At 39.1% G+C, this 21,444-nt stretch carries 22 protein-coding genes and 1 riboswitch; of the genes, 17 read left to right on the forward strand and 5 right to left on the reverse strand.

Going from position 1 to position 21,444, the window contains the following annotated elements; genetic code table 11:
* Positions 1-125: 125 nt before the first annotated feature.
* From K1I67_RS07550 to trkA, 3 genes are all read right to left on the reverse strand, one after another.
* Positions 126-758 carry a hypothetical protein gene (locus K1I67_RS07550; RefSeq protein ID WP_223339472.1) on the reverse strand — a complete coding sequence of 211 codons (633 nt, stop codon included), beginning with the start codon at positions 756-758 and terminating at the stop codon, positions 126-128.
* A 150-nt stretch (positions 759-908) separates the two neighbouring features.
* Positions 909-2,348 carry a TrkH family potassium uptake protein gene (locus tag K1I67_RS07555; RefSeq protein ID WP_223339473.1) on the reverse strand — a complete coding sequence of 480 codons (1,440 nt, stop codon included), beginning with the start codon at positions 2,346-2,348 and terminating at the stop codon, positions 909-911.
* Between the two features lie 3 nt (positions 2,349-2,351).
* Entirely contained in the window at positions 2,352-3,701 is a 1,350-nt protein-coding gene (gene trkA / locus K1I67_RS07560; RefSeq protein ID WP_223339474.1) for a Trk system potassium transporter TrkA, read from the reverse strand.
* A gap of 393 nt (positions 3,702-4,094) precedes the next feature.
* Between trkA and K1I67_RS07565 the strand changes: the two genes are divergently transcribed.
* The 15 genes from K1I67_RS07565 to K1I67_RS07635 all read left to right on the forward strand — a co-directional run bounded on the left by K1I67_RS07565 (position 4,095) and on the right by K1I67_RS07635 (position 16,104).
* Positions 4,095-4,598, forward strand: a complete 504-nt coding sequence (locus K1I67_RS07565) for a tRNA (cytidine(34)-2'-O)-methyltransferase (RefSeq protein ID WP_045763706.1) — start codon at positions 4,095-4,097, stop codon at positions 4,596-4,598.
* A gap of 48 nt (positions 4,599-4,646) precedes the next feature.
* A riboswitch (FMN riboswitch) is annotated at positions 4,647-4,865 on the forward strand.
* 157 nt (positions 4,866-5,022) lie between these two features.
* Positions 5,023-5,586 (forward strand): ECF transporter S component, encoded by a 564-nt coding sequence (locus K1I67_RS07570; protein WP_223339475.1) that lies wholly within the window; start codon positions 5,023-5,025, stop codon positions 5,584-5,586.
* Complete coding sequence (locus K1I67_RS07575; RefSeq protein WP_223339476.1) at positions 5,576-6,226, forward strand: phosphatase PAP2 family protein; 651 nt, start codon at positions 5,576-5,578, stop codon at positions 6,224-6,226. Before K1I67_RS07570 ends, K1I67_RS07575 begins: the two co-directional genes overlap by 11 nt.
* Positions 6,227-6,253: 27 nt before the next feature.
* Complete coding sequence (locus K1I67_RS07580) at positions 6,254-6,652, forward strand: chromosome partitioning protein ParB (protein ID WP_223339477.1); 399 nt, start codon at positions 6,254-6,256, stop codon at positions 6,650-6,652.
* Positions 6,649-6,780, forward strand: coding sequence for a hypothetical protein (locus K1I67_RS07585; RefSeq protein ID WP_317628368.1), 132 nt, complete (start codon positions 6,649-6,651; stop codon positions 6,778-6,780). The genes K1I67_RS07580 and K1I67_RS07585 overlap by 4 nt, the downstream gene beginning before the upstream one ends.
* Positions 6,781-7,017: 237 nt before the next feature.
* Positions 7,018-7,443: a 50S ribosomal protein L11 gene (gene rplK / locus K1I67_RS07590; RefSeq protein WP_001085804.1), complete on the forward strand. Its 426-nt coding sequence runs from the start codon at positions 7,018-7,020 to the stop codon at positions 7,441-7,443.
* Between the two features lie 96 nt (positions 7,444-7,539).
* Positions 7,540-8,229 (forward strand): 50S ribosomal protein L1, encoded by a 690-nt coding sequence (rplA, locus tag K1I67_RS07595; protein WP_001085672.1) that lies wholly within the window; start codon positions 7,540-7,542, stop codon positions 8,227-8,229.
* Positions 8,230-8,751: 522 nt separating this feature from the next.
* Positions 8,752-9,510, forward strand: a complete 759-nt coding sequence (locus K1I67_RS07600; protein ID WP_223339478.1) for a class I SAM-dependent methyltransferase — start codon at positions 8,752-8,754, stop codon at positions 9,508-9,510.
* A gap of 353 nt (positions 9,511-9,863) precedes the next feature.
* Positions 9,864-10,019, forward strand: a complete 156-nt coding sequence (locus tag K1I67_RS07605) for a hypothetical protein (protein WP_223339479.1) — start codon at positions 9,864-9,866, stop codon at positions 10,017-10,019.
* Between the two features lie 217 nt (positions 10,020-10,236).
* Positions 10,237-11,937 (forward strand): acetolactate synthase large subunit, encoded by a 1,701-nt coding sequence (locus tag K1I67_RS07610; protein WP_223339480.1) that lies wholly within the window; start codon positions 10,237-10,239, stop codon positions 11,935-11,937.
* Positions 11,930-12,406, forward strand: a complete 477-nt coding sequence (gene ilvN, locus K1I67_RS07615) for an acetolactate synthase small subunit (protein WP_223339481.1) — start codon at positions 11,930-11,932, stop codon at positions 12,404-12,406. The genes K1I67_RS07610 and ilvN overlap by 8 nt, the downstream gene beginning before the upstream one ends.
* 64 nt (positions 12,407-12,470) lie before the next feature.
* Positions 12,471-13,493, forward strand: coding sequence for a ketol-acid reductoisomerase (ilvC, locus tag K1I67_RS07620; protein ID WP_223339482.1), 1,023 nt, complete (start codon positions 12,471-12,473; stop codon positions 13,491-13,493).
* Positions 13,494-13,573: 80 nt separating this feature from the next.
* On the forward strand, positions 13,574-14,824 hold the full coding sequence (ilvA, locus tag K1I67_RS07625; protein WP_223339483.1) for a threonine ammonia-lyase IlvA: 1,251 nt from the start codon (positions 13,574-13,576) through the stop codon (positions 14,822-14,824).
* Positions 14,825-14,905: 81 nt separating this feature from the next.
* Positions 14,906-15,802, forward strand: a complete 897-nt coding sequence (locus K1I67_RS07630) for an SPFH domain-containing protein (protein ID WP_223339484.1) — start codon at positions 14,906-14,908, stop codon at positions 15,800-15,802.
* Between the two features lie 86 nt (positions 15,803-15,888).
* A complete protein-coding gene (locus K1I67_RS07635) occupies positions 15,889-16,104 on the forward strand; it encodes a capsule biosynthesis transcriptional regulator (protein ID WP_001130035.1) in 216 nt (71 codons plus the stop codon).
* An 86-nt stretch (positions 16,105-16,190) separates the two neighbouring features.
* On the opposite strand, the gene K1I67_RS07640 is transcribed toward K1I67_RS07635, so the two are convergent.
* Positions 16,191-16,931, reverse strand: coding sequence for an amino acid ABC transporter ATP-binding protein (locus K1I67_RS07640; RefSeq protein WP_223339485.1), 741 nt, complete (start codon positions 16,929-16,931; stop codon positions 16,191-16,193).
* Entirely contained in the window at positions 16,931-18,493 is a 1,563-nt protein-coding gene (locus K1I67_RS07645; RefSeq protein WP_223339486.1) for an ABC transporter substrate-binding protein/permease, read from the reverse strand. The genes K1I67_RS07640 and K1I67_RS07645 overlap by 1 nt, the downstream gene beginning before the upstream one ends.
* 131 nt (positions 18,494-18,624) lie before the next feature.
* Here K1I67_RS07645 and K1I67_RS07650 point away from each other — a divergent pair, with 131 nt between their 5' ends.
* Together K1I67_RS07650 and K1I67_RS07655 are read left to right on the forward strand one after the other, a co-directional pair.
* The gene (locus K1I67_RS07650) at positions 18,625-20,517 is read left to right on the forward strand and encodes a DUF2207 domain-containing protein (protein WP_223339487.1); all 1,893 of its coding nucleotides are present in this window, start codon (positions 18,625-18,627) and stop codon (positions 20,515-20,517) included.
* A 61-nt stretch (positions 20,518-20,578) separates the two neighbouring features.
* Positions 20,579-21,424: an undecaprenyl-diphosphate phosphatase gene (locus K1I67_RS07655; protein WP_223339488.1), complete on the forward strand. Its 846-nt coding sequence runs from the start codon at positions 20,579-20,581 to the stop codon at positions 21,422-21,424.
* The last annotated feature ends 20 nt before the right edge of the window (positions 21,425-21,444 follow it).

Consider the following 21,444-nt stretch of genomic DNA (forward strand, 5'->3'; position numbering starts at 1 on the left):
TCTATACTGTTTTTTGCAACTCTAGTATATCAGATGAACATGTCTTTTGTGTTGCACTTCATTTTACAACAGGGCCTAAAAAATTTTTATTAATTATACCATAATTATTGCAAGGATTCTATTTGTTACCATAAGAGGAACGTACAGACGACAAATAGAATATCCCGAATCAAATGACTGTAGAATGATACCTCCTGTCTCAAATTTTTGGGGAATAAAAAACTGAGAAATAGAGCACCAAGACCAATATAAAAAGCAATCGATAAAATGGTGATTGGATTACGTAGGAAGATTAAAATGGAAATGATGATGATGGAAAATCTCACTTCCTTACTACTGGCATTCTTTTGCAGTCTTTTCCATTTTTTCAAGGGGAGAAAGGTGACGAGATCAACTCCAAAGAGAAAAAAGAAGGAAGGGAGGATGAGTTCCACGGCTTCTTTTTGAAGTAAGTTGACAGTAACGATAGTCTCTGATAGAACCAGCCCAACTCCACAGAGATTGACCACAATCATCATACTATAAAATAAAAAGATAAAGCGACTCCTATCAATCAGTCTATCTCTTTTCAGGTTGTGACTAGATAAATAATGCATAAAGGCACAAGACCCAGATAAGCCCAATAAAGCCAGTAGAAAATAAAAACAGGATTGTTTGAGGGCCAGAGAGGTTCCAGACCAAAAGATACAACTACAAAGTGCCAGTTGGATTAAGGCAAAGAACAAGAGTAGTCGAATTGATTTTATGACTTTTTCCATAAAGTATCCCCTATATTTTTTTCTTATTATAGCTAAAAGATAGGAGAGAAAAGTCCTTAAATTCCCAATTGTCGATTTTTAGGGCTGTCTTGTCTTTTGAAACTAAAAAATCCCCCTTCAAGGGTTCCTTGAAGAGAGGAGATAGGTGATCTAACGTTTAGACCAAGTGCGCTTCATAAAGAGCAGTATGATTGGATAGATTTCAAGACGTCCTGCAATCATTGCAAATGATAGCAGAAGTTTTGAAAATGGGCTAAAAATTGAGAAACTTGCAGTTGTTCCTAAAATAGGACCGATATTGTTAAAACAACTGAAAACAGCACTCGTGACAACCATTAAATTATTGGTATCTAAACTGACGATGAAAATCAAACTGAGTAGAATCATGATATAAACCACAAAGTACTTCAGAATCTTGTGTTGGGTATCCTTATCAATAACCGTTTGATTAACCTGAAGGGTTAACACACGGTGAGGTGATATGGTAGACAAGACTTGATTTTTAGCAATCTTAGAAAGGATGACTCCGCGAATAACCTTGAGACCACCTGCAGTGGAGCCAGCAGAACCACCGATTGCCATCAACATTAGCAAAATGTATTGAGAAAACAAAGGCCAGTTCGTGATATCTCCATATCCAAAACCGGTAGTGGTGATGATGTTGGATACTTGGAAGAAGGCCATCTCAAAGCTTTGAGAAACTCCGCTATAGAGGTGGAGTGTGTTTAGCGTGATTAAGCCAGTTGATATGGCTACAATCAAGAGATATGCTCGGAGTTCTTCATCAAAAAAGAATTCCTTGATACGACGGAGCATGAGGTAGTAGTAGAGGTTGAAATTGACACCAAACATCAAAACCCCGATACTTGTCAGATAGGTAATGAGAGAACTGTGATAGTGGGCAATTCCATCATTATAAACAGTAAAGCCACCTGTACCAGCAGTACCCATAGCGATGACAAAACTATCGTAGAGTGGCATCCCAGCAAGGTAATAAATAACCACAAAGAGGGCGAACATAGCGAGATATAGGATATAAAGGATTTGAGCTGTATTTTTTAGCTTAGATACAACCTTGCCAAATACTGGTCCTGGAACCTCAGCCTTCATAACTTCTAGGTGACTATTTTTAGCATTGTCCATAATAGCTAGAGCAAAAACCAGCACCCCCATCCCTCCGATAAGGTGAGTAAAACTCCTCCAAAATAGAAGGGAACGGCTTAAGACAGAAACATCATTTAAAATGGTTGCTCCCGTTGTTGTGAAGCCAGAACTAATCTCAAAGAAGGCGTCTATCATATTGGGAATTTGTCCTGAAAAGACAAAGGGAAGGGCACCAAAGAATGACCAGAGAATCCAACAGAGAGCTACAATTAAGATCCCTTCTTTTGCATAGATTCGCTGTTTTTTAGGCTTACTGATAATTCCCAGAAGACCTAGAACAACAAGGATTCCGATGGTAGAGAAAAGAGCTGTAAAAACTTGACTCGATTCTCGATAATAAAGAGCAATGCTAACTGGAACTAAGAGTAGACCAGCCTCGATCAAGAGTAGCTTTGCAAGAAGAAATCGTACCATACTTCTATTCATAGCTTACCTCTCTAACAGATCATAGATCTTGGTGATATTTGATAGTAGTGTGATGACAACTAACTTATCACCGACTTGAAGGCTATCTTCACCAGTTGGGAAGATTGTTTTTCCATTGCGGATAATAGCAGCAATTAAAATATCTTTTTTGAGTTTCAATTGAGACAAAGGTTTACCAGTCATCTTGTTAGCTTCCTTGATAAGGAATTGAAGAGTTTCAACCTGTCCATTTGCTAGGTGGTGCATGGCTTGAAGGTCTGAATATTGGGCATTGGCACGACCATGGATAAAGTGCATAATCGTATCAACAGCGATAGTTTTTGGTGTGATGATACTAGAAAACTCAGGTGCATGGATAATTTCTAGGAGACTAGTTCGATTGACCTTAGTGATGTTTTTCTGAACACCAACACTATCCAAGAACATAGATGTAATAATGTTTTCTTCGTCAACTCCAGTAAGGGTTGCGACAGCATCGTAGTGTTGGGCACTTTCTTCTAGGAGAATATCTTTTGCAGTCCCATCCCCTTGTACAATGTAGAGTTTTGGATATTTTTGACTGAAAAATGCTGCGCGATCTGGATTGAGTTCAATGACCTTGGTATCAATACGGCTATCTTTCAAAATACCAACAAGGTAGTAGGCGATTTTGCCGGCACCGATAATGAGTAAACTCTTAACTACACGAGATTTGACATAGTTATGAAAAAGCATCATATCGACACGATGACCTGTTACAAAGATACGGTCTTTATCTTCTAAAATAAGGTCGCCACTAGGGATCATCAGTTTATGATCGCGCTCAATAGCACAGACAATCACATTGCCAAACTTTTTCCGGAAGTCTGCGATAGACATCTGACAGATATTGCTATCCTTATGGACAACAAATTCCATCAAACTAACCAAGCCACCTGCAAAACGCTCAACAGAAAGAGCATTTGGGAAGTCGATGATGTTAGCAATAGCACGAGCCGCTAGGAGTTCTGGATTGACAATGAGAGAAAATCCGAGAATATTTTTTTCTTTAAAGTAAGGGTTGGAATACTCAGGATTGCGGACACGGACGATGGTTTCTTTAGCCCCCATCTTTTTAGCTAAGACAGCAGAGACCATATTGACCTCGTCATATTGAGTCATAGCGATGAAAATATCGCAGTCTTGAACATTGGCAGCTTCTAGCATGGCAAAGTCAGCCCCATTACCTGCAATTCCAATAATATCAAAACGGCTTGTCATGTAATTAAGAACGGTTTCGTTCTGTTCAATTAAGACAACATCATGATTGTCAGCGACAAGTGAACGACAAAGGGCAGAACCAACTTTCCCCCCTCCGACAAGAATAATCTTCATGTTATATAACCTACTTTTTCAATATATATCTATCATACTCTTTTTTAGAATAAAATGCACTCGGCAACCGACTCTTTTCATTATTAGGGTGGGAAATTGTCCTATTGATAATCTTCCTTGTTCAAAATTTAAGATATAAATCAGCTATTTTCGTCTAATTCTAATGAATACAGAAACATTTTTAACTAATGTAAATATGTTTGTAAAAAAATTGAAAAAAACAAGTCATTTCTATTGACAATCAAGCTGAAAGTGATATACTAAAACAGTAGTTTCGCTGATTTACTTCAAACCTGTTGTGAGGTAAGTTAACGATGCCTTAACCACGCTGTTTGCTGAGCTAGACTCCGGGCAGTGTGGCTATTTTTTTGCACTAGTGAGAGGAATCAAGGCATGGCAAATCACATTGTATTATTTGAACCCCAAATTCCACAAAATACGGGTAATATTGCTCGTACCTGCGCAGCAACGAATGCGCCCCTTCATATTATTAAACCGATGGGCTTTCCTATCGATGACCGTAAGATGAAGCGAGCAGGTCTAGATTATTGGGACAAGCTTGAGATTCATTTTTATGATAGTTTGGCTGATTTTATGGAAAAAATGGATGGTCAGCTCTACTTGATTTCCAAGTTTGCAGAAAAAGTCTATTCAGATGCAGATTTCACGACAGAAGGAGATCATTATTTTCTTTTTGGGAGAGAAGATAAGGGCTTGCCTGAGGAATTTATGCGTGAGCATCCAGAAAAAGCTCTCCGCATTCCCATGAATGATGAGCATGTTCGTAGTCTCAATGTTTCAAATACAGTTTGTATGATTGTTTATGAGGCACTTCGTCAACAAAACTTTGCGGGCCTCGAACTGGTTCACACTTACGAAACAGATAAGTTGAAATAAACACTTAGATAAAATGCTTGCGCTTGCAAGCTTTTTTTGTTATCATAAAGGGGTCTTCAGGGCAGGGTGAAATTCCCGACCGGCGGTAAATTTGACTAGCTATTTTAGCTTTCTCGTCGTTGTCTTGTCTCGATATACTTTAAGTATTATCTTCGACTACGACGCCTAGATAAATCTAAAATATCTTAGCCAAATAAGTCCGCGAGCGCAAGCTGATGTGGTGAGATTCCACAACCGACAGTATAGTCTGGATGGGAGAAGACGAAAGAATGGCTTTGTCTATTCTAATTGATTTTTTATAGGTAAATTGCAACCGCTTGCTTAAACAGAGTGAGGGGAAACTTTTGGAATATAAAAATAGAGGGTAGATAGAGGAATCCTTTCCAACTTCTTCTGATTTTATAGAAAATTGGAGGAACCTGTTATGACAAACACACGTCGACTTTCGACCATTGCAATTCTATCAGCACTTTCATTTGTGCTGATGTACTTTGACTTTCCGCTTTTGCCAGCGGCATCCTTTTTGAGGATTGAGTTCAGTATTTTACCGGTCCTTGTGGGCTTGGTAGTCTTGGATTTACCAGCAGCTTTTGGAGTGCTTTTCCTTCGGTCCTTGTTGAAAATCCTTCTCAACAATCAAGGGGTTAGTACCTATATTGGTTTACCGATGAATATTGTTGCCTTAGGAGTTTTTGTACTTGCTTTTGGTCTGATTTGGAAAAAAGATCGAACAACCATGCGTTTTGTCCTAGCTTCACTAGCTGGTACGCTTGGTTTGACTTTAGCTATGCTAGTTTTAAACTATGTTTATGCTGTTCCTTTGTACGCTAAGTTTGCTAACTTTGATATTGAAAAAATACTAGGACTAAGCAACTATCTACTGACTATGGTTTTGCCTTTTAATCTAATCGAAGGCATTATCTTTGCTCTTGCATTTTGGTTGATTTATGTCTTTTTAAAACCAACTTTGAAACACTATGAAAAATAAACAAACATATTTGATGAAGGGCTCTTTTGCCCTTTTACTATTTGTAATTCTGGGTTATATTGTTAAATTTTACCCAGAGATGCTGGCCGGTTTTGATCAACCAATTCAGACAGCCATTAGAGGAGATTTACCTGATGCCTTAACGTTTCTTTTTCGGATCATCACGCACTTAATTGATATCCCAGTCATTGTTACCTGGGTTTTAATTGTAGCCTTGATTTTTTATCGGAAACAATGGAAGATGGAAAGTTATCTCATGCTGGGGAATCTAGCTTTAGCTGGAATCTTAATCGTAACTTTTAAGAATATTTATCAACGACCGCGCCCAGAAATTCTACACCTGGTAGAGGAAAAAGGTTTTTCTTTCCCTAGTGGACATTCTCTGGCAGTTACAATCATGGTAGGAACTTTGATTGTGATTTTTAGCCAAAGGATTATGAATTCAACTTGGAGAAAAGTTGTGCAAATTGGACTCGGTATCTACTTAGTCAGTGTATTGGTATCAAGAATCTATCTGGGAGTTCACTATCCATCAGATGTTCTTGCCAGCCTTTGTGTAGGTCTAGGAGTTTTATTTATGGAGTTTCCATTCTATGACAAACTTCGTTTTCAATGGCGCTTTACAGGTAAGCAGAAGTGAGGATCAAATTCCCTTGAGGAGAAAGAAATGAAAGTCAATATAACAGATCTTCATCCAACTCAACTATACTTATCAGAAAAGAAGTTGCAAGATATTCAGATGCTTTATCAGTCGGTAGAACTAAACAATGTTGATCCAATTAGCATTCTTGCGTTTGGAGATTGTTTGTTGATTACAGACGGACATCATAGGGCTTATCAGGCTTTATTGGCAGGTCAGGATACGATTTCTGCTGAGTTTGATAGAGATGGAGGTGATGAACTATATCATCTCTATGCGCAAGCTTGTGAGAAAAGAAAGATATACTCTATTCTGGATTTAAAAAATCGTATCTTACCACAAGATGAATATGAAGCAAAATGGTACAACTGGTGTGATGGTTTTAATCAAGCAGCGACTCTCTTATTAAAAAAGAAGTTAAAATGAAACAAGTCATTCAAATAGATAGTTCTTTACGCTTGGTTCCTTATTTTTTAACGGATCATCGTGATGTAGCTTTGACTTGGAATCAGGGTGTAGAATCGGTTGAACTTGTAGATGGTGTCAGTGTATAAAAATTGAATGCTAGGTATTCCAATAATCGCTCAAAATAGAGCGGTTTTTTGTTTGTAGTTAAGAGCTCTTTCACGAAAGAAATGATAGTCGAATTCAGTTATAAAATTTCTCGAAAAATAGAATTTTTCTCTTGCATTTTTTTTAAAATAGTGTATAATAGATGGGTATGTGTAAAGCATACTTGTGGGAGGTAAAAATCTTATATTACCGCCAAAACCACAAAGGAGGATTTAAAAATGGCTAAAAAAGTCGAAAAACTTGTAAAATTGCAAATCCCTGCTGGTAAAGCTACACCAGCTCCACCGGTTGGACCTGCTCTTGGTCAAGCTGGTATCAACATCATGGGATTCACAAAAGAGTTCAACGCTCGTACAGCTGATCAAGCTGGTATGATCATTCCAGTCGTTATCTCAGTTTACGAAGATAAATCATTTACTTTCATCACTAAAACACCACCAGCTGCTGTTCTTTTGAAAAAAGCTGCAGGTGTTGAAAAAGGATCAGGTACACCTAACAAAACAAAAGTTGCTTCAGTTACTCGTGCGCAAGTACAAGAAATTGCTGAAACTAAGATGCCAGATTTGAACGCTGCAAACCTTGAGTCTGCAATGCGTATGATCGAAGGTACTGCTCGTTCTATGGGATTCAACGTTGTTGACTAATCAATAACATCCCAAGATAACCCGCAAGACTTCATCATTTCGAGAAGTGACGTGGGAGATGAAAATCGATTGAACCACTTACAAGGAGAATAGAAAATGGCTAAAAAAAGCAAACAACTTCGTGCTGCTCTTGAGAAAATCGACAGCACAAAAGCATACAGCGTAGAAGAAGCTGTAGCTCTTGCAAAAGAAACTAACTTTGCAAAATTTGACGCAACTGTAGAAGTTGCTTACAACTTGAATATCGACGTGAAAAAAGCTGATCAACAAATCCGTGGAGCAATGGTATTGCCAAACGGTACTGGTAAAACAGCTCGCGTTCTTGTATTTGCACGTGGTGCAAAAGCTGAAGAAGCAAAAGCTGCTGGTGCAGACTTCGTTGGTGAAGACGACCTTGTTGCGAAAATCAACGACGGTTGGTTGGACTTCGACGTAGTTATCGCTACACCTGACATGATGGCTCTTGTTGGACGTCTTGGACGTGTCCTTGGACCACGTAACTTGATGCCAAACCCTAAAACTGGTACTGTAACAATGGATGTTGCTAAAGCAGTTGAAGAGTCTAAAGGTGGTAAGATCACTTACCGTGCTGACCGTGCAGGTATCGTACAAGCTATCATCGGTAAAGTTTCATTTGAAGCTGACAAGTTGGTTGAAAACTTCAAAGCATTCAACGAAACAATCCAAAAAGCTAAACCAGCTACAGCTAAAGGAACTTACGTAACAAGCTTGACAATCACAACTACTCAAGGTGTTGGTATCAAGGTTGACGTTAACTCACTTTAATAAGTAGTTTATACAGAGAGAACGAGTACGAAAGTGCTCGTTTTTTTTGGGTACGATGGGCATGTCGTTCATCTGGATTTGTAATACTCTTCAAAACCACGTTAGCTTTGTCTTGCCGTACTCAAGTACAGTATCCAGCTAACATCCTAGTTTGCTCTTTGATTTCCATTGAGTATTATTTGTGGGTACCATTTACTAGTGAACCTGTTAGCGAATCTCAAGTCTGACGCTTAAAATAAGAATAGGCAGAGGAAGGGATAGAGAAATCGTAGCTCTACGAATAGAAAGGTGGAGGTTAGTAGATCGGATGAAGATGAGAGCAATTCCAAAGTATAAAAATAGTCGTAACCTGAATGTGTATATGATTCGAGGAGTTGAATTCGAGCTATAGAGGTAATAATAAATTTATGCTATACTCATGGTGGCTTGTATGCTTTTGATTCTAGTTTATCAAACAATAGATTAGAATTGTCAGACAATATCATTTTATGTTATAATGAAGAAAAAAACAGAGGTGTTCAAATGTCAGAAGCAGGTCATAAGTTTTTAGCAAAATTGGGGAAAAAACGCTTGCGTCCAGGTGGAAAACGTGCCACAGATTGGTTAATTGCGGAAGGAAAATTTTCAAAAGAAAAGAGAATATTAGAGGTTGCGTGTAATAGGGGAACTACAGCAATTGAGTTGGCACAGCGTTTTGGTTGTAAGATAACTGCTGTTGATATGGATGCTCAAGCTTTAGAAGTGGCTAAAAAATCTGCTGAAACGGCAGGTGTTGGGCATCTAATCAGGTTTGAAAGAGCTAATGCAATGAAACTTCCTTATGAAGATGCTAGTTTTGATATTGTTATAAATGAAGCTATGCTGACTATGCAAGCCGATCAAGCTAAGAAAAAATGTGTAATGGAGTATCTAAGGGTTTTAAAACCTGAAGGTCTTCTTTTGACACATGATGTGCTTCTTAAGGAAGCTAAAGAGTCTGTCAGACAGGAATTGTCACAAGCAATTCATGTAAATGTAGGTCCTTTAACTCAAGAAGGTTGGGAACAGGTGATGATAGAATCAGGTTATCATGATGTGAAAGTATTGACTGGTGAAATGACATTAATGAAATTATCAGGTATGATTTATGACGAAGGTTGGCTAGGAACTTTGAAAATTTGTGTAAATGCTTGTAAAAAGGAGAATAGAAAGCAGTTTTTAACGATGTATAAAATGTTTGCTAAGAATAAACAGAAATTGGGCTTTATTGCTATGGCTAGTCATAAAACGTCAAATCGTTAGATAATCATTGAAGTTAACTTTTCCTGTCAATCGAAAGTGATTATGTCCCAAAAAAATGGTGATATTGAGGGCAATTATTTTCATTTCATTTGACACGAGGAACCCTTGAAGCTGTTTTGTTAGCTAAACCAAGGCTAGTCTTAGCCTTAGCTCGCCAGCCTAACAGCTCCAAGCCTCATATCAAATGAAATTCTTTCCTCATACTGCTGGCTTTCTCTCTCCTAAGTTTACCGAATAGAGTGATTTCCTTTAAGGAAAAGCTTCCCATTTAGCGATAATATGATGGTTATCAAACTTCTAATGTAGCAAAATATTGGCGAATTCGTTCAGGTCTTAGCCAAGAAGATACAGCCTTGGCTACAGAGCTAAATCTTTCACTTGCTTTACAGAATTTCGGCATCAAAAATGTAGATTTTGCAACTGTTTGGGGGCAACAACACACAGAGGCAGAAGTTTCTGGTGATTCGACAAGTAATTTTATTGAATGGGTAAATAGTAGTTTAAAATAGTTTTTACTTTATGATAATACTTATAAAAGGTTGAAGACAGTTTGTCTCAACCTTTTTTCTATTCAAAAAATATAAATACGTATAAACTTTCTAATTTATTTGATATTGTAAAGTATCTAGATAGAAAATTCAGAAAATTGTTTCTTTTGTCTTGAAAATTTTTGAAAAAATGGTATTATAGAAACAAGTCATTTTATTGAGAAGAGAAAGGGGAACGATGGAGAAAATCATTTTAGACTCACCTAAGACGGGATCTGATCTTGTTTTGGAAACACTACGTGACTTAGGAATTGATACGATTTTTGGTTATCCTGGTGGAGCGGTACTTCCTTTGTATGATGCTATTTATAATTTTAAGGGAATCCGCCATATTCTAGGTCGCCATGAGCAGGGCTGTCTTCACGAAGCTGAAGGCTATGCTAAGTCAACAGGAAAACTGGGTGTTGCAGTCGTCACAAGCGGACCAGGAGCTACAAATGCCATTACAGGGATCGCTGATGCTATGAGCGATAGTGTTCCCCTTTTAGTCTTTACCGGCCAAGTAGCACGTGCTGGAATTGGGAAAGATGCTTTCCAAGAAGCAGATATTGTTGGTATTACCATGCCAATTACCAAGTACAACTATCAGGTTCGTGAGACAGCTGATATTCCACGTGTGATTACAGAGGCTGTACATATTGCAACTACAGGTCGCCCAGGACCAGTTGTCATTGACTTACCGAAAGATGTTTCTGCCCTTGAAACGGACTTCGTCTATACATCAGAGATAGATTTACCAAGTTATCAACCAACTCTAGAGCCTAATGAGATGCAAATCAAGAAAATCCTGAAACAACTCTCTAAGGCTAAGAAACCAGTCTTATTGGCTGGTGGTGGTATTAGTTATGCTGAGGCTGCAGCAGAGTTAAATGAATTTGCAGAGCGTTATCAAATTCCAGTTGTGACAAGTCTTTTGGGACAAGGAACAATCACAACTAGCCATCCACTTTTTTTGGGAATGGGCGGGATGCATGGTTCCTTTGCAGCTAACATTGCGATGACAGAAGCAGATTTCATGATTTCGATTGGTTGTCGTTTTGATGACCGTTTGACTGGTAATCCTAAGACATTTGCGAAGAATGCCAAAGTAGCGCATATTGATATCGATCCAGCAGAGATTGGTAAGATTATCGCTGTTGATATCCCAGTTGTCGGAGATGCTAAAAAGGCCTTGCAGCAGTTGCTAGCGGAGCCAATCGTTCGTAACAATACTGAAAAATGGATTGAAAAAGTTACCAAAGATAAGAATCGTGTTCGTTCTTATGATAAGAAGGAGCGTGTCGTCCAACCACAAGCAGTTATTGAACGAATTGGTGAATTGACTAAGGGTGATGCCATTGTCGTAACTGACGTCGGACAACACCAAATGTGGACAGCTCAATACTATCCATACCAAAACGAGCGTCAACTCGTAACTTCAGGTGGACTAGGAACCATGGGATTTGGAGTTCCTGCAGCCATTGGAGCAAAAATTGCTAATCCAGATAAGGAGGTCGTGCTCTTTGTCGGTGATGGTGGTTTCCAAATGACCAATCAGGAATTAGCAATCTTGAACATCTACAAGATTCCAATCAAGGTCATCATGCTTAATAACCATTCACTTGGGATGGTTCGTCAATGGCAAGAAGCCTTCTACGATGGTCGAACATCAGAGTCAGTCTTTGATAGCCTTCCTGACTTCCAATTGATGGCTCAAGCCTATGGAATTAAGAATTATAAATTTGATAATCCTGAAACCCTTGAGAAGGATTTGGAAGTCATCATGGAAGATGTACCAATGTTTATTGAAGTAGACATTTCTCGTAAAGAACATGTTTTACCGATGGTACCAGCTGGTAAGAGTAATCATGAGATGTTGGGGGTGAAGTTTAATGCGTAGAATGTTAACAGCCAAACTTCAAAACCGTTCAGGTGTTCTCAATCGCTTCACAGGAGTCTTATCGAGACGTCAAGTCAATATCGAAAGCATTTCTGTTGGCGCAACGGAAAATCCTAATGTATCACGAATTACCATTATCATTGATGTTGTTTCACATGATGAGGTTGAGCAAATCATCAAACAACTTAATCGTCAGATTGATGTGATTCGCATTCGTGATATCACGGATCAACCCCACTTAGAACGAGAAGTAATTCTTATAAAGGTTTCAGCGCCTGCTGAAAAACGTGCAGAAATTTTGGCTATTATCCAACCTTTCCGTGCAACAGTAGTCGATGTAGCTCCAAGTTCCATTACCATTCAGATGACAGGAAATGCAGAAAAGAGTGAAGCCTTAATTCGAGTGATTCGACCATATGGTATTAAAAATATTGCTCGAACGGGTGCAACTGGATTTACCCGAGATTAAAGATCCAACCTAAATTTGTTAAAACAGCCTATAAGGCAAAAAAATAGAAAAGAGAGAAATAACTATGGCAGTTCAAATGGAATACGAAAAAGATGTAAAAGTAGCGGCACTTGACGGTAAAAAAATCGCCGTTATCGGTTATGGTTCACAAGGACATGCACACGCTCAAAACTTGCGTGATTCAGGTCACGATGTGATCATTGGTGTACGTCCAGGTAAATCTTTTGACAAAGCAAAAGAAGATGGATTTGACACTTACACAGTAGCAGAAGCTACTAAATTGGCAGATGTTATCATGATTTTGGCACCAGATGAAATCCAAGCTGACCTTTATGCGGAAGAAGTGGCTCCAAACTTGGAAGCTGGGAATGCTGTCGGATTTGCACATGGTTTCAACATTCACTTTGAATTCATCAAAGTTCCTGCAGATGTTGATGTCTTCATGTGTGCTCCTAAAGGACCAGGACACTTGGTACGTCGTACTTACGAAGAAGGATTTGGTGTTCCAGCACTTTATGCAGTTTATCAAGACGCGACTGGAAATGCGAAAGATATCGCTATGGGCTGGGCAAAAGGTGTTGGTTCAGCACGCGTTGGACTTCTTGAAACAAGCTTTAAAGAAGAAACAGAAGAAGATTTGTTCGGTGAACAAGCCGTTCTTTGTGGTGGTTTGACTGCCTTGATGGAAGCAGGTTTCGAAGTCTTGACTGAAGCTGGATACGCTCCAGAATTGGCTTACTTTGAAGTTCTTCACGAAATGAAATTGATCGTTGACTTGATCTACGAGGGTGGATTCAAAAAAATGCGTCAATCAATTTCAAACACTGCTGAATATGGTGACTATGTTTCAGGTCCACGTGTAATCACTGAACAAGTCAAAGAAAACATGAAAGCAGTTCTTGCGGACATCCAAAATGGTAAATTCGCCAACGACTTTGTGAATGACTACAAATCTGGACGTCCAAAATTGACTGCCTATCGTGAACAAGCAGCTAATCTTGAAATTGAAAAAGTTGGTGCAGAATTGCGTAAAGCAATGCCATTTGTCGGTAAAAACGACGATGATGCATTCAAAATCTACAACTAATTTTTGAGAACAGAAACAGAAGGCGAGTTGGGGGGAACCTAACTCGCTTTTTATATTGAAAACTCATCGAGGAGGAGTTTATGCTAAGAGCAAAAGATGTGGTGAAAGCCCACAAGATTCTGAGTGGTGTAGTGGTCAATACCCCACTTGATTACGATCATTATTTATCCGAAAAATACGGTGCGAAAATTTATCTTAAAAAGGAAAATGCCCAACGAGTCCGCTCTTTTAAAATTCGTGGGGCTTATTACGCTATTTCCCAATTGACAAAAGAGGAACGTGAACGTGGTGTGGTATGTGCTTCAGCGGGAAACCACGCTCAAGGTGTTGCTTACACATGCAATGAAATGAAAATTCCTGCAACAATCTTTATGCCAATTACAACACCTCAACAGAAAATAGGTCAGGTTCGTTTCTTCGGAGGAGATTTTGTTACTATCAAATTAGTAGGGGATACTTTTGATGCCTCAGCCAAGGCTGCTCAAGACTTTACTGCAGCTGAAAATCGTACTTTTATTGACCCTTTTGATGATCCCTATGTTCAAGCAGGTCAGGGTACGGTAGCCTATGAAATTTTAGAAGAAGCACGAAAAGAATCCATTGATTTCGATACCGTCTTGGTACCAGTAGGAGGTGGAGGACTCATTTCGGGAGTTTCTACTTATATTAAAGAAACAAATCCAGCAATTGAAGTGATCGGTGTAGAAGCTAATGGAGCCCGTTCGATGAAAGCTGCATTTGAAGCTGGGGGACCGGTCAAACTTAAAGAAATTGATAAATTTGCGGATGGAATTGCCGTGCAAAAAGTAGGCCAGTTGACTTATGAAGCAACACGAAAAAATGTAGAAACCCTTATCGGTGTAGATGAAGGCTTAATTTCTGAGACCTTAATTGATCTATATTCTAAACAAGGAATCGTAGCAGAACCTGCGGGTGCTGCTAGTGTTGCAGCCTTGGAAATATTGTCCGATTATATTAAGGGCAAGACCATTTGTTGTATCATCTCTGGAGGAAATAATGACATCAACCGTATGCCAGAGATGGAAGAACGCGCTTTGATCTATGATGGCATCAAGCATTACTTTGTAGTGAATTTTCCACAACGTCCGGGAGCACTTCGAGAATTTGTAAATGATATCTTAGGACCACATGATGATATTACTCGTTTTGAATATATCAAACGAGCTAGCAAGGGAACTGGCCCAGTACTAATAGGAATTGCACTTGCTGATAAACATGATTATGCGGGATTGATTCACCGGATGGAGAAGTTTGACCCATCTTATATTAACCTGAATGGGAATGAGACCCTATATAATATGCTTGTTTAATATACTTGAAATTTTTATCATATCATTTGCCTAACCTATTTACAAGTGCTATAATGTAAATGAAGAAAGGGGGAGATTCCCATGGTTTTAAAACTTATACTTGTTCTAATTATTCTAATGCTTATTGTAGGAGCTATACTAATGAGCTCAATCTATGTTGTTCGACAACAATCAGTAGCTATCATTGAACGATTTGGTAAGTATCAAAAGTTGAGCAATAGTGGTATTCACCTAAGAGCACCATTTGGGATTGATAAAATTGCAGCTCGTGTACAACTACGTCTCTTGCAAAGTGAAATCGTTGTGGAGACCAAGACTCAAGATAATGTATTTGTGACGATGAATGTTGCGACACAGTACCGAGTAAATGAACAAAATGTTACAGATGCTTACTATAAACTAATGAGACCTGAAGCTCAAATCAAATCTTATATTGAAGATGCATTGCGCTCATCAGTTCCTAAGTTAACTTTGGATGAATTGTTTGAGAAAAAGGATGAAATTGCATTAGAAGTTCAAAAACAAGTAGCGGAAGAAATGTCAACGTATGGGTACATTATCGTCAAAACGCTCATTACCAAAGTAGAGCCGGATGCGGAAGTCAAGCAATCAATGAATGAAATCAATGCTGCTCAACGTAAGAGAGTAGCGGCACAAGAATTGGCCGAAGCAGATAAAATTAAAATCGTAACAGCGGCCGAAGCAGAGGCAGAAAAGGATCGCCTACATGGTGTGGGGATCGCAGAGCAACGAAAAGCAATTGTTGATGGACTTGCTGATTCTATTAAAGAGTTAAAGGGGGCTAATGTTGAATTAACTGAAGAGCAAATAATGTCAATCTTGTTAACTAACCAGTATTTAGACACATTGAATAATTTTGCTGAAAAAGATGGAAATAATACAATATTCTTGCCAGCAAATCCTAATGGAGTTGAAGATATACGAACCCATATACTTTCGGCTTTGAAAGCCAAATAATTGTAATCTTAATGTGTTTATTTTTTGACAAATGTTCCAAAAACGTTTACAATTAAAGAACGCAAAGAAAAAAATAGGAGAACAACATGGCTAAGTCTAACTTTGAAAAAGTAGAATCAGTTGTTGGCTGGGTTCGTGATAAGAAAATCACAGGCTATCGTATTTCTAAGGAAACCAATGCACGTGAGATGTCTATCATTGCTTTAGCTCAAGGACGTGCAAAAGTTAAAAATATTTCCTTCGAGACAGCCCTTGGCTTAATTGATTTCTATGATAAAAATCATGAAAAATTTGAAGATTAGTCTTTGGATACAGGCAGATTCTTAAAAGGAGTCTGCCTTTTCATTTTTATGGATAATAAAAAAAGCTGCTTTCTTGCAGCTTTTTCTTATCCAAGATAGCGTTGTAGAAACTCTCTTGTACGCTCTTCTTTAGGATTCGTAAAGAGATCTTCAGGATTTCCTTCTTCAGCAATAACACCCTTGTCCATAAAGATGACACGATTTGAAACGTCTCGGGCGAACTCCATTTCGTGAGTTACGACAATCATAGTCAAACCTTCTTGAGCCAAATCTTGCATGATTTTAAGAACTTCTCCAACCATTTCAGGGTCAAGAGCAGATGTCGGTTCATCAAAAAGGATGGCATCGGGATTCATAGAAAGGGCACGAGCAATGGCGACTCGTTGTTTTTGACCGCCAGACAGTTGTTTTGGCTTAGCTTGCCAGTAGCGTTCTCCCATTCCTACTTTTTCAAGATTTTCTTTGGCAATTTTTTCAGCTTCTGCACGTTCACGCTTGAGTACAGCTGTTTGCGCTACAATGGTGTTTTCAAGAACATTGAGGTTTTCAAAGAGGTTAAAGGATTGGAAAACCATCCCCAGTTTTTCTCGATAATGAGTAAGATTATAACCTTTTTCAAGAACATTTTCTCCGTGATAGAGGATTTCTCCCTCGGTCGGTATTTCTAGTAGGTTGATCGAACGTAGGAAAGTGGATTTACCACTACCTGAATTTCCGATGATAGAAATAACCTCACCTTTATGAACAGTAAGGGAAATATCTTTTAAAACCTCATTTTGTCCGAAGGATTTTTTGAGGTGTTTGATTTCAAGGATTGGTTGATTCATTATTTCAAATCCTCCGTTTGCATTTGATTAGCACCTGTTGTATAGGTATCCATATCCATGCTACGTTCGATAAAGCGCAAGATACGGGTTACGGTAAAGGTGAGGACAAAGTAGATAACAGCGATAATGGTAAAGGTTTGGAAGTATTGGTAGGTTTGGGTTGCTACCGTATTTCCTGAGAAGTAAAGCTCCACAACCGAGATAACGTTCAATACAGAAGTATCCTTGATGTTGATGACAAATTCATTACCAGTCGCAGGTAAAATGTTGCGAACGACCTGTGGTAGGACAACCTTACGCATGGTTTGATTGTGGGTCATTCCAAGTGCAGTCGCCGCTTCAAATTGTCCCTTGTCAACAGCCAGAATACCACCACGGACGATTTCTGTCATGTAGGCACCAGTGTTGATAGAAACGATAAAGATTGCAGCCAATGTCCGGTCTAGGTTGATTCCAAAAGCTTGGGCAGTTCCATAGTAGATAACCATAGATTGTACAATCATCGGTGTACCACGGAAGATTTCAATATAGACACTAAGTAACCAGCCAAGCGCTTTTTGCAAGACTGCTACAAAGTTGTTTTCAGAGAGTGGAGCAGTACGGAAGACACCGATTGCTAGACCAATAACCAAACCTGTGATAGTACCGATGATGGAAATCAAAAGTGTGACACCAGCTCCTCGCAAGAGTTGTTGCCAGTTTTCTGCAAGAATTTTTGCCACTTGAGCAAAGAAGCTGCTTTGTTCTTCGCTACTGGTAGCTTCAACAGGTTGTTCCTTAATCATACGATCCATGAGAGCAACTTGCTCATCTTTAGTGATGGTTTCGATGCTAGCATTGATTTGACTGATACGTTCGTCATCCTTTCGAAGACCGATAGCGATAGAAGTATCTTCTTCTCCAGTTTTAAAACCAGGTTCAGGCTGAATCATTTTGAACTTAGCGTTCGCTGACTCGGCAGTTAGGGCCTCTGGTCGTTCAGAAACATAGGCATCAATAACACCAGCTTCAAGAGCTTGACGCATTTGGGCGAAATCTCCCATGGCTGTCTCTTTCTTAGCACCTGGGATTTGTGAAATCAAATCATAAAGGTAAACCCCTTGCTGAGAGGTGATTTTAGCACCATCAAAATCGTTTAAGGTTGCAGCGTTGGCGTAGGTAGAGTCTTTCTTAACTAAAAGAACGGGTTCACTAGTGTAGTAGCTACTTGAAAAAGCAATTTCTTGCTTACGCTCAGCAGTGGGACTCATACCAGCGATGATCATGTCGATCTTTCCAGAAGTAAGGGCTGGAACCAGACCTTCCCATTTTGTCTTAACGATGAGGGGTTCTTTTCCTAAATCCTTAGCAATTTTCTTAGCAATCTGAACGTCATAACCATTGGCGTACTGGTTGGTTCCGTCAATCTTGACAGCACCGTTGCTATCGTCGTCTTGTGTCCAGTTGAAGGGAGCGTAAGCTGCTTCCATCCCGATGCGTAAATATTCATCAGCTTGGACAGTATTCATCAGGCCTAGGGTTAATGCAAGACCTGTAAATATAGATAAGAATAATTTCTTCATGTGTTCTCCTATTTCTAGTCTCAAAATGACTTCTCTCTATTGTATCGAAAATTAGCAAGTTTTTCAATCCTAGTAAACCCTTACTTAGAAAAAAATGATATAATGAGAAAAAGGTCAAAAGAGGCTATATTATGAAAAAAAGATGGTTAATAGTACTTGTATTTACTTGTCTGATAATTGTTCCCAAACTGGTTTTTGCCGTGGATTTTAGCATTCCATCCTACAGAGGAGAACTGTATATTCATGCAGATAATACAGCGGAATTTAGGCAGAAGATAGTTTACCAGTTCGAGGATGATTTTAATGGCCAAATCGTGGGGCTTGGTCGTGCAGGCAAGATGCCTAACGGATTTGAAATTGATCCTCATCCAATGGTTGAGGCCTTTAAAAATGGTCATAAAATCGAAAATCTTACTAGCGAAGTGACAGAAGAAACGAATGGTTATACTGTTAAAGTCTATAATCCAGGTCAGGAAGGGGACAGGGTCGAAGTGGAACTTACCTGGCAATTGAAAAACCTTCTTTTCTTATATGATGATATCGCTGAATTAAATTGGCAACCCTTAACAGACAGTTCGGAATCTATTGAAAAGTTTGAGTTTCATGTAAGCGGAGAGAAGGGGGCTGAAAAACTCTTTTTCCACACAGGTCAACTTTATAGAGAGGGAAGGATTGAACAGAGCGGTCATGACTATACTATTCGCTTAGACAATCTTCCGTCTAAGCGCGGAGTTGAGTTGCATGCCTACTGGCCTCGAACTGATTTTGCTAGCGCTACAGATCAGGGCTTAAAAGGGAATCGTTTAGAAGAGTTTAATAAGATAGAAGAGTCGATTGTTAGAGAAAAAGAGCAGAGTAAACAACTCGTTACTTGGGTGTTTCCTTCAATACTTTCCATCTCCTTGTTATTGAGTATCTGCTTCTATTTTATTTATAGAAGAAAAACCACTCCTTCAGTCAAATATGCCAAAAATCATCGTCTCTACGAACCACCAATGGAATTAGAGCCTATGGTTTTATCAGAGGCTGTCTACTCGACCTCCTTGGAGGAAGTGAGTCCTCTAATCAAAGGAGTAGGCAAATTCACCTTCAACCAGCTTATTCAGGCTACCTTACTAGATGTAATCGACCGTGGTAATGTCTCTATTATTTCAGAAGGAGATGTAGTTGCTTTAAGGTTAGTAAAAGAAGATGGCTTGGCAAGCTTTGAGAGGACCTGCCTCAATCTGGCCTTTTCAGGTAAAAAAGAAGTTGCTGTTTCCGATTTGTTTGCAGATTATAAGGTCTCTGAGAGCCTTTACCGTGGAGCGAAAGCTACTGATGAAAAACGGATTCAAACAAAAGGCCGTAAGCTCAAATATTCTTTTGAAAGAGCATTGAAAGAGATGCAAGAAGGGGTCAAGGACCGAGTCTCTTTCTTGGGGCTACCAGCTTATTATCGTCCCTTGACTAGCGGGGAAAAGGTCTTGCAAGTGAGTATGGGTGTTTCTACTATTTTCTCACTAATTATCGGATTTGGTTTGTTCTTGTACAGTTTGGACGTTCATGGCTATCTTTATCTCCCCTTGCCAATACTTGGCTCATTAGGTTTAATTTTGGCTGTTTTCTATTATTGGAAGCTTCGACTAGATAATCGTGATGGTGTCCTAAATGAAGCAGGAGCAGAGGTCTATTATCTTTGGACGAGCTTTGAAAATATGTTGCGTGAGATTGCACGACTGGATCAGGCTGAATTGGAAAGTATTGTGGTCTGGAATCGCCTCTTAGTCTATGCGACCTTATTTGGCTATGCGGATAAGGTCAGTCATTTGATGAAGGTTCATCACATACAAGTAGAAAATCCAGATATCAATCTCTATGTAGCTTATAGCTGGCACAGTATGTTTTATCATTCAACAGCACAAATGAGCCATTATGCTAGTGTCGCAAATACAGCAAGTACCTTTTCTGTATCATCCGGAAGCGGTAGTTCTGGTGGTGGTTTCTCAGGCGGTGGCGGTGGTGGAAGTGTTGGTGCTTTCTAAAGAAAACTCAACACAGCCTTTAAAAGTATGATATAATGGAGGGTAGAAAAAGGAGTAATCTATGTATTTTTTTGAAATTTTAAAATCGATCTTTTTTGGGATTGTTGAAGGAATAACGGAGTGGTTGCCGATTTCAAGTACTGGTCACCTGATCCTAGTGGAAGAATTTGTCCAATATAAAGACCAAAGTGAAGCCTTTATGTCTATGTTTAACGTGGTTATTCAACTTGGTGCAATCTTAGCCGTTATGGTTATCTACTTTAACAAACTTAATCCTTTCAAACCAGGGAAAGATAAAGTTCAAGTTCGTAGAACTTGGCAATTATGGTCGAAAGTATTTGTTGCGACTCTCCCTCTTCTCCTTGTCTTTAAGTTTGATGACTGGTTTGATACCCATTTCCACAATATGGTTTCAGTAGCCATTATGTTGATTGTTTATGGGGTTGCCTTTATCTATCTTGAAAAACGTAACAAAGCGCAAGCGATTGAGCCAACAGTCACAGAGCTAGACAAGTTGCCTTATAAAACGGCCCTCTATATCGGACTTTTCCAAGTCTTGGCTCTTTTACCTGGGACTAGCCGTTCGGGTGCCACTATCGTTGGTGGTTTGTTAAATGGGACTAGTCGTTCAGTGGTAACAGAATTTACCTTCTATCTAGGAATTCCAGTTATGTTTGGAGCCAGTGCTTTGAAGATTTTTAAATTTATCAAAGCGGGAGAAGTGCTGAGTTTTGGTCAATTCTTCTTGCTCTTGGTAGCAATGGTAGTGGCTTTTGCAGTCAGCATGGTTGCCATTCGTTTCTTGACCAGCTATGTAAAAAAACACGACTTTACAATGTTTGGAAAATACCGTATTGTCCTAGGTAGTGTCTTACTACTTTATAGCTTCGTTCGATTATTTGTATAAGAAAAAAGCCTTGAGGGAAG

Origin of the sequence: Streptococcus infantis, assembly GCF_019929575.1 — a bacterium.
Lineage (GTDB): Bacteria > Bacillota > Bacilli > Lactobacillales > Streptococcaceae > Streptococcus > Streptococcus infantis_L.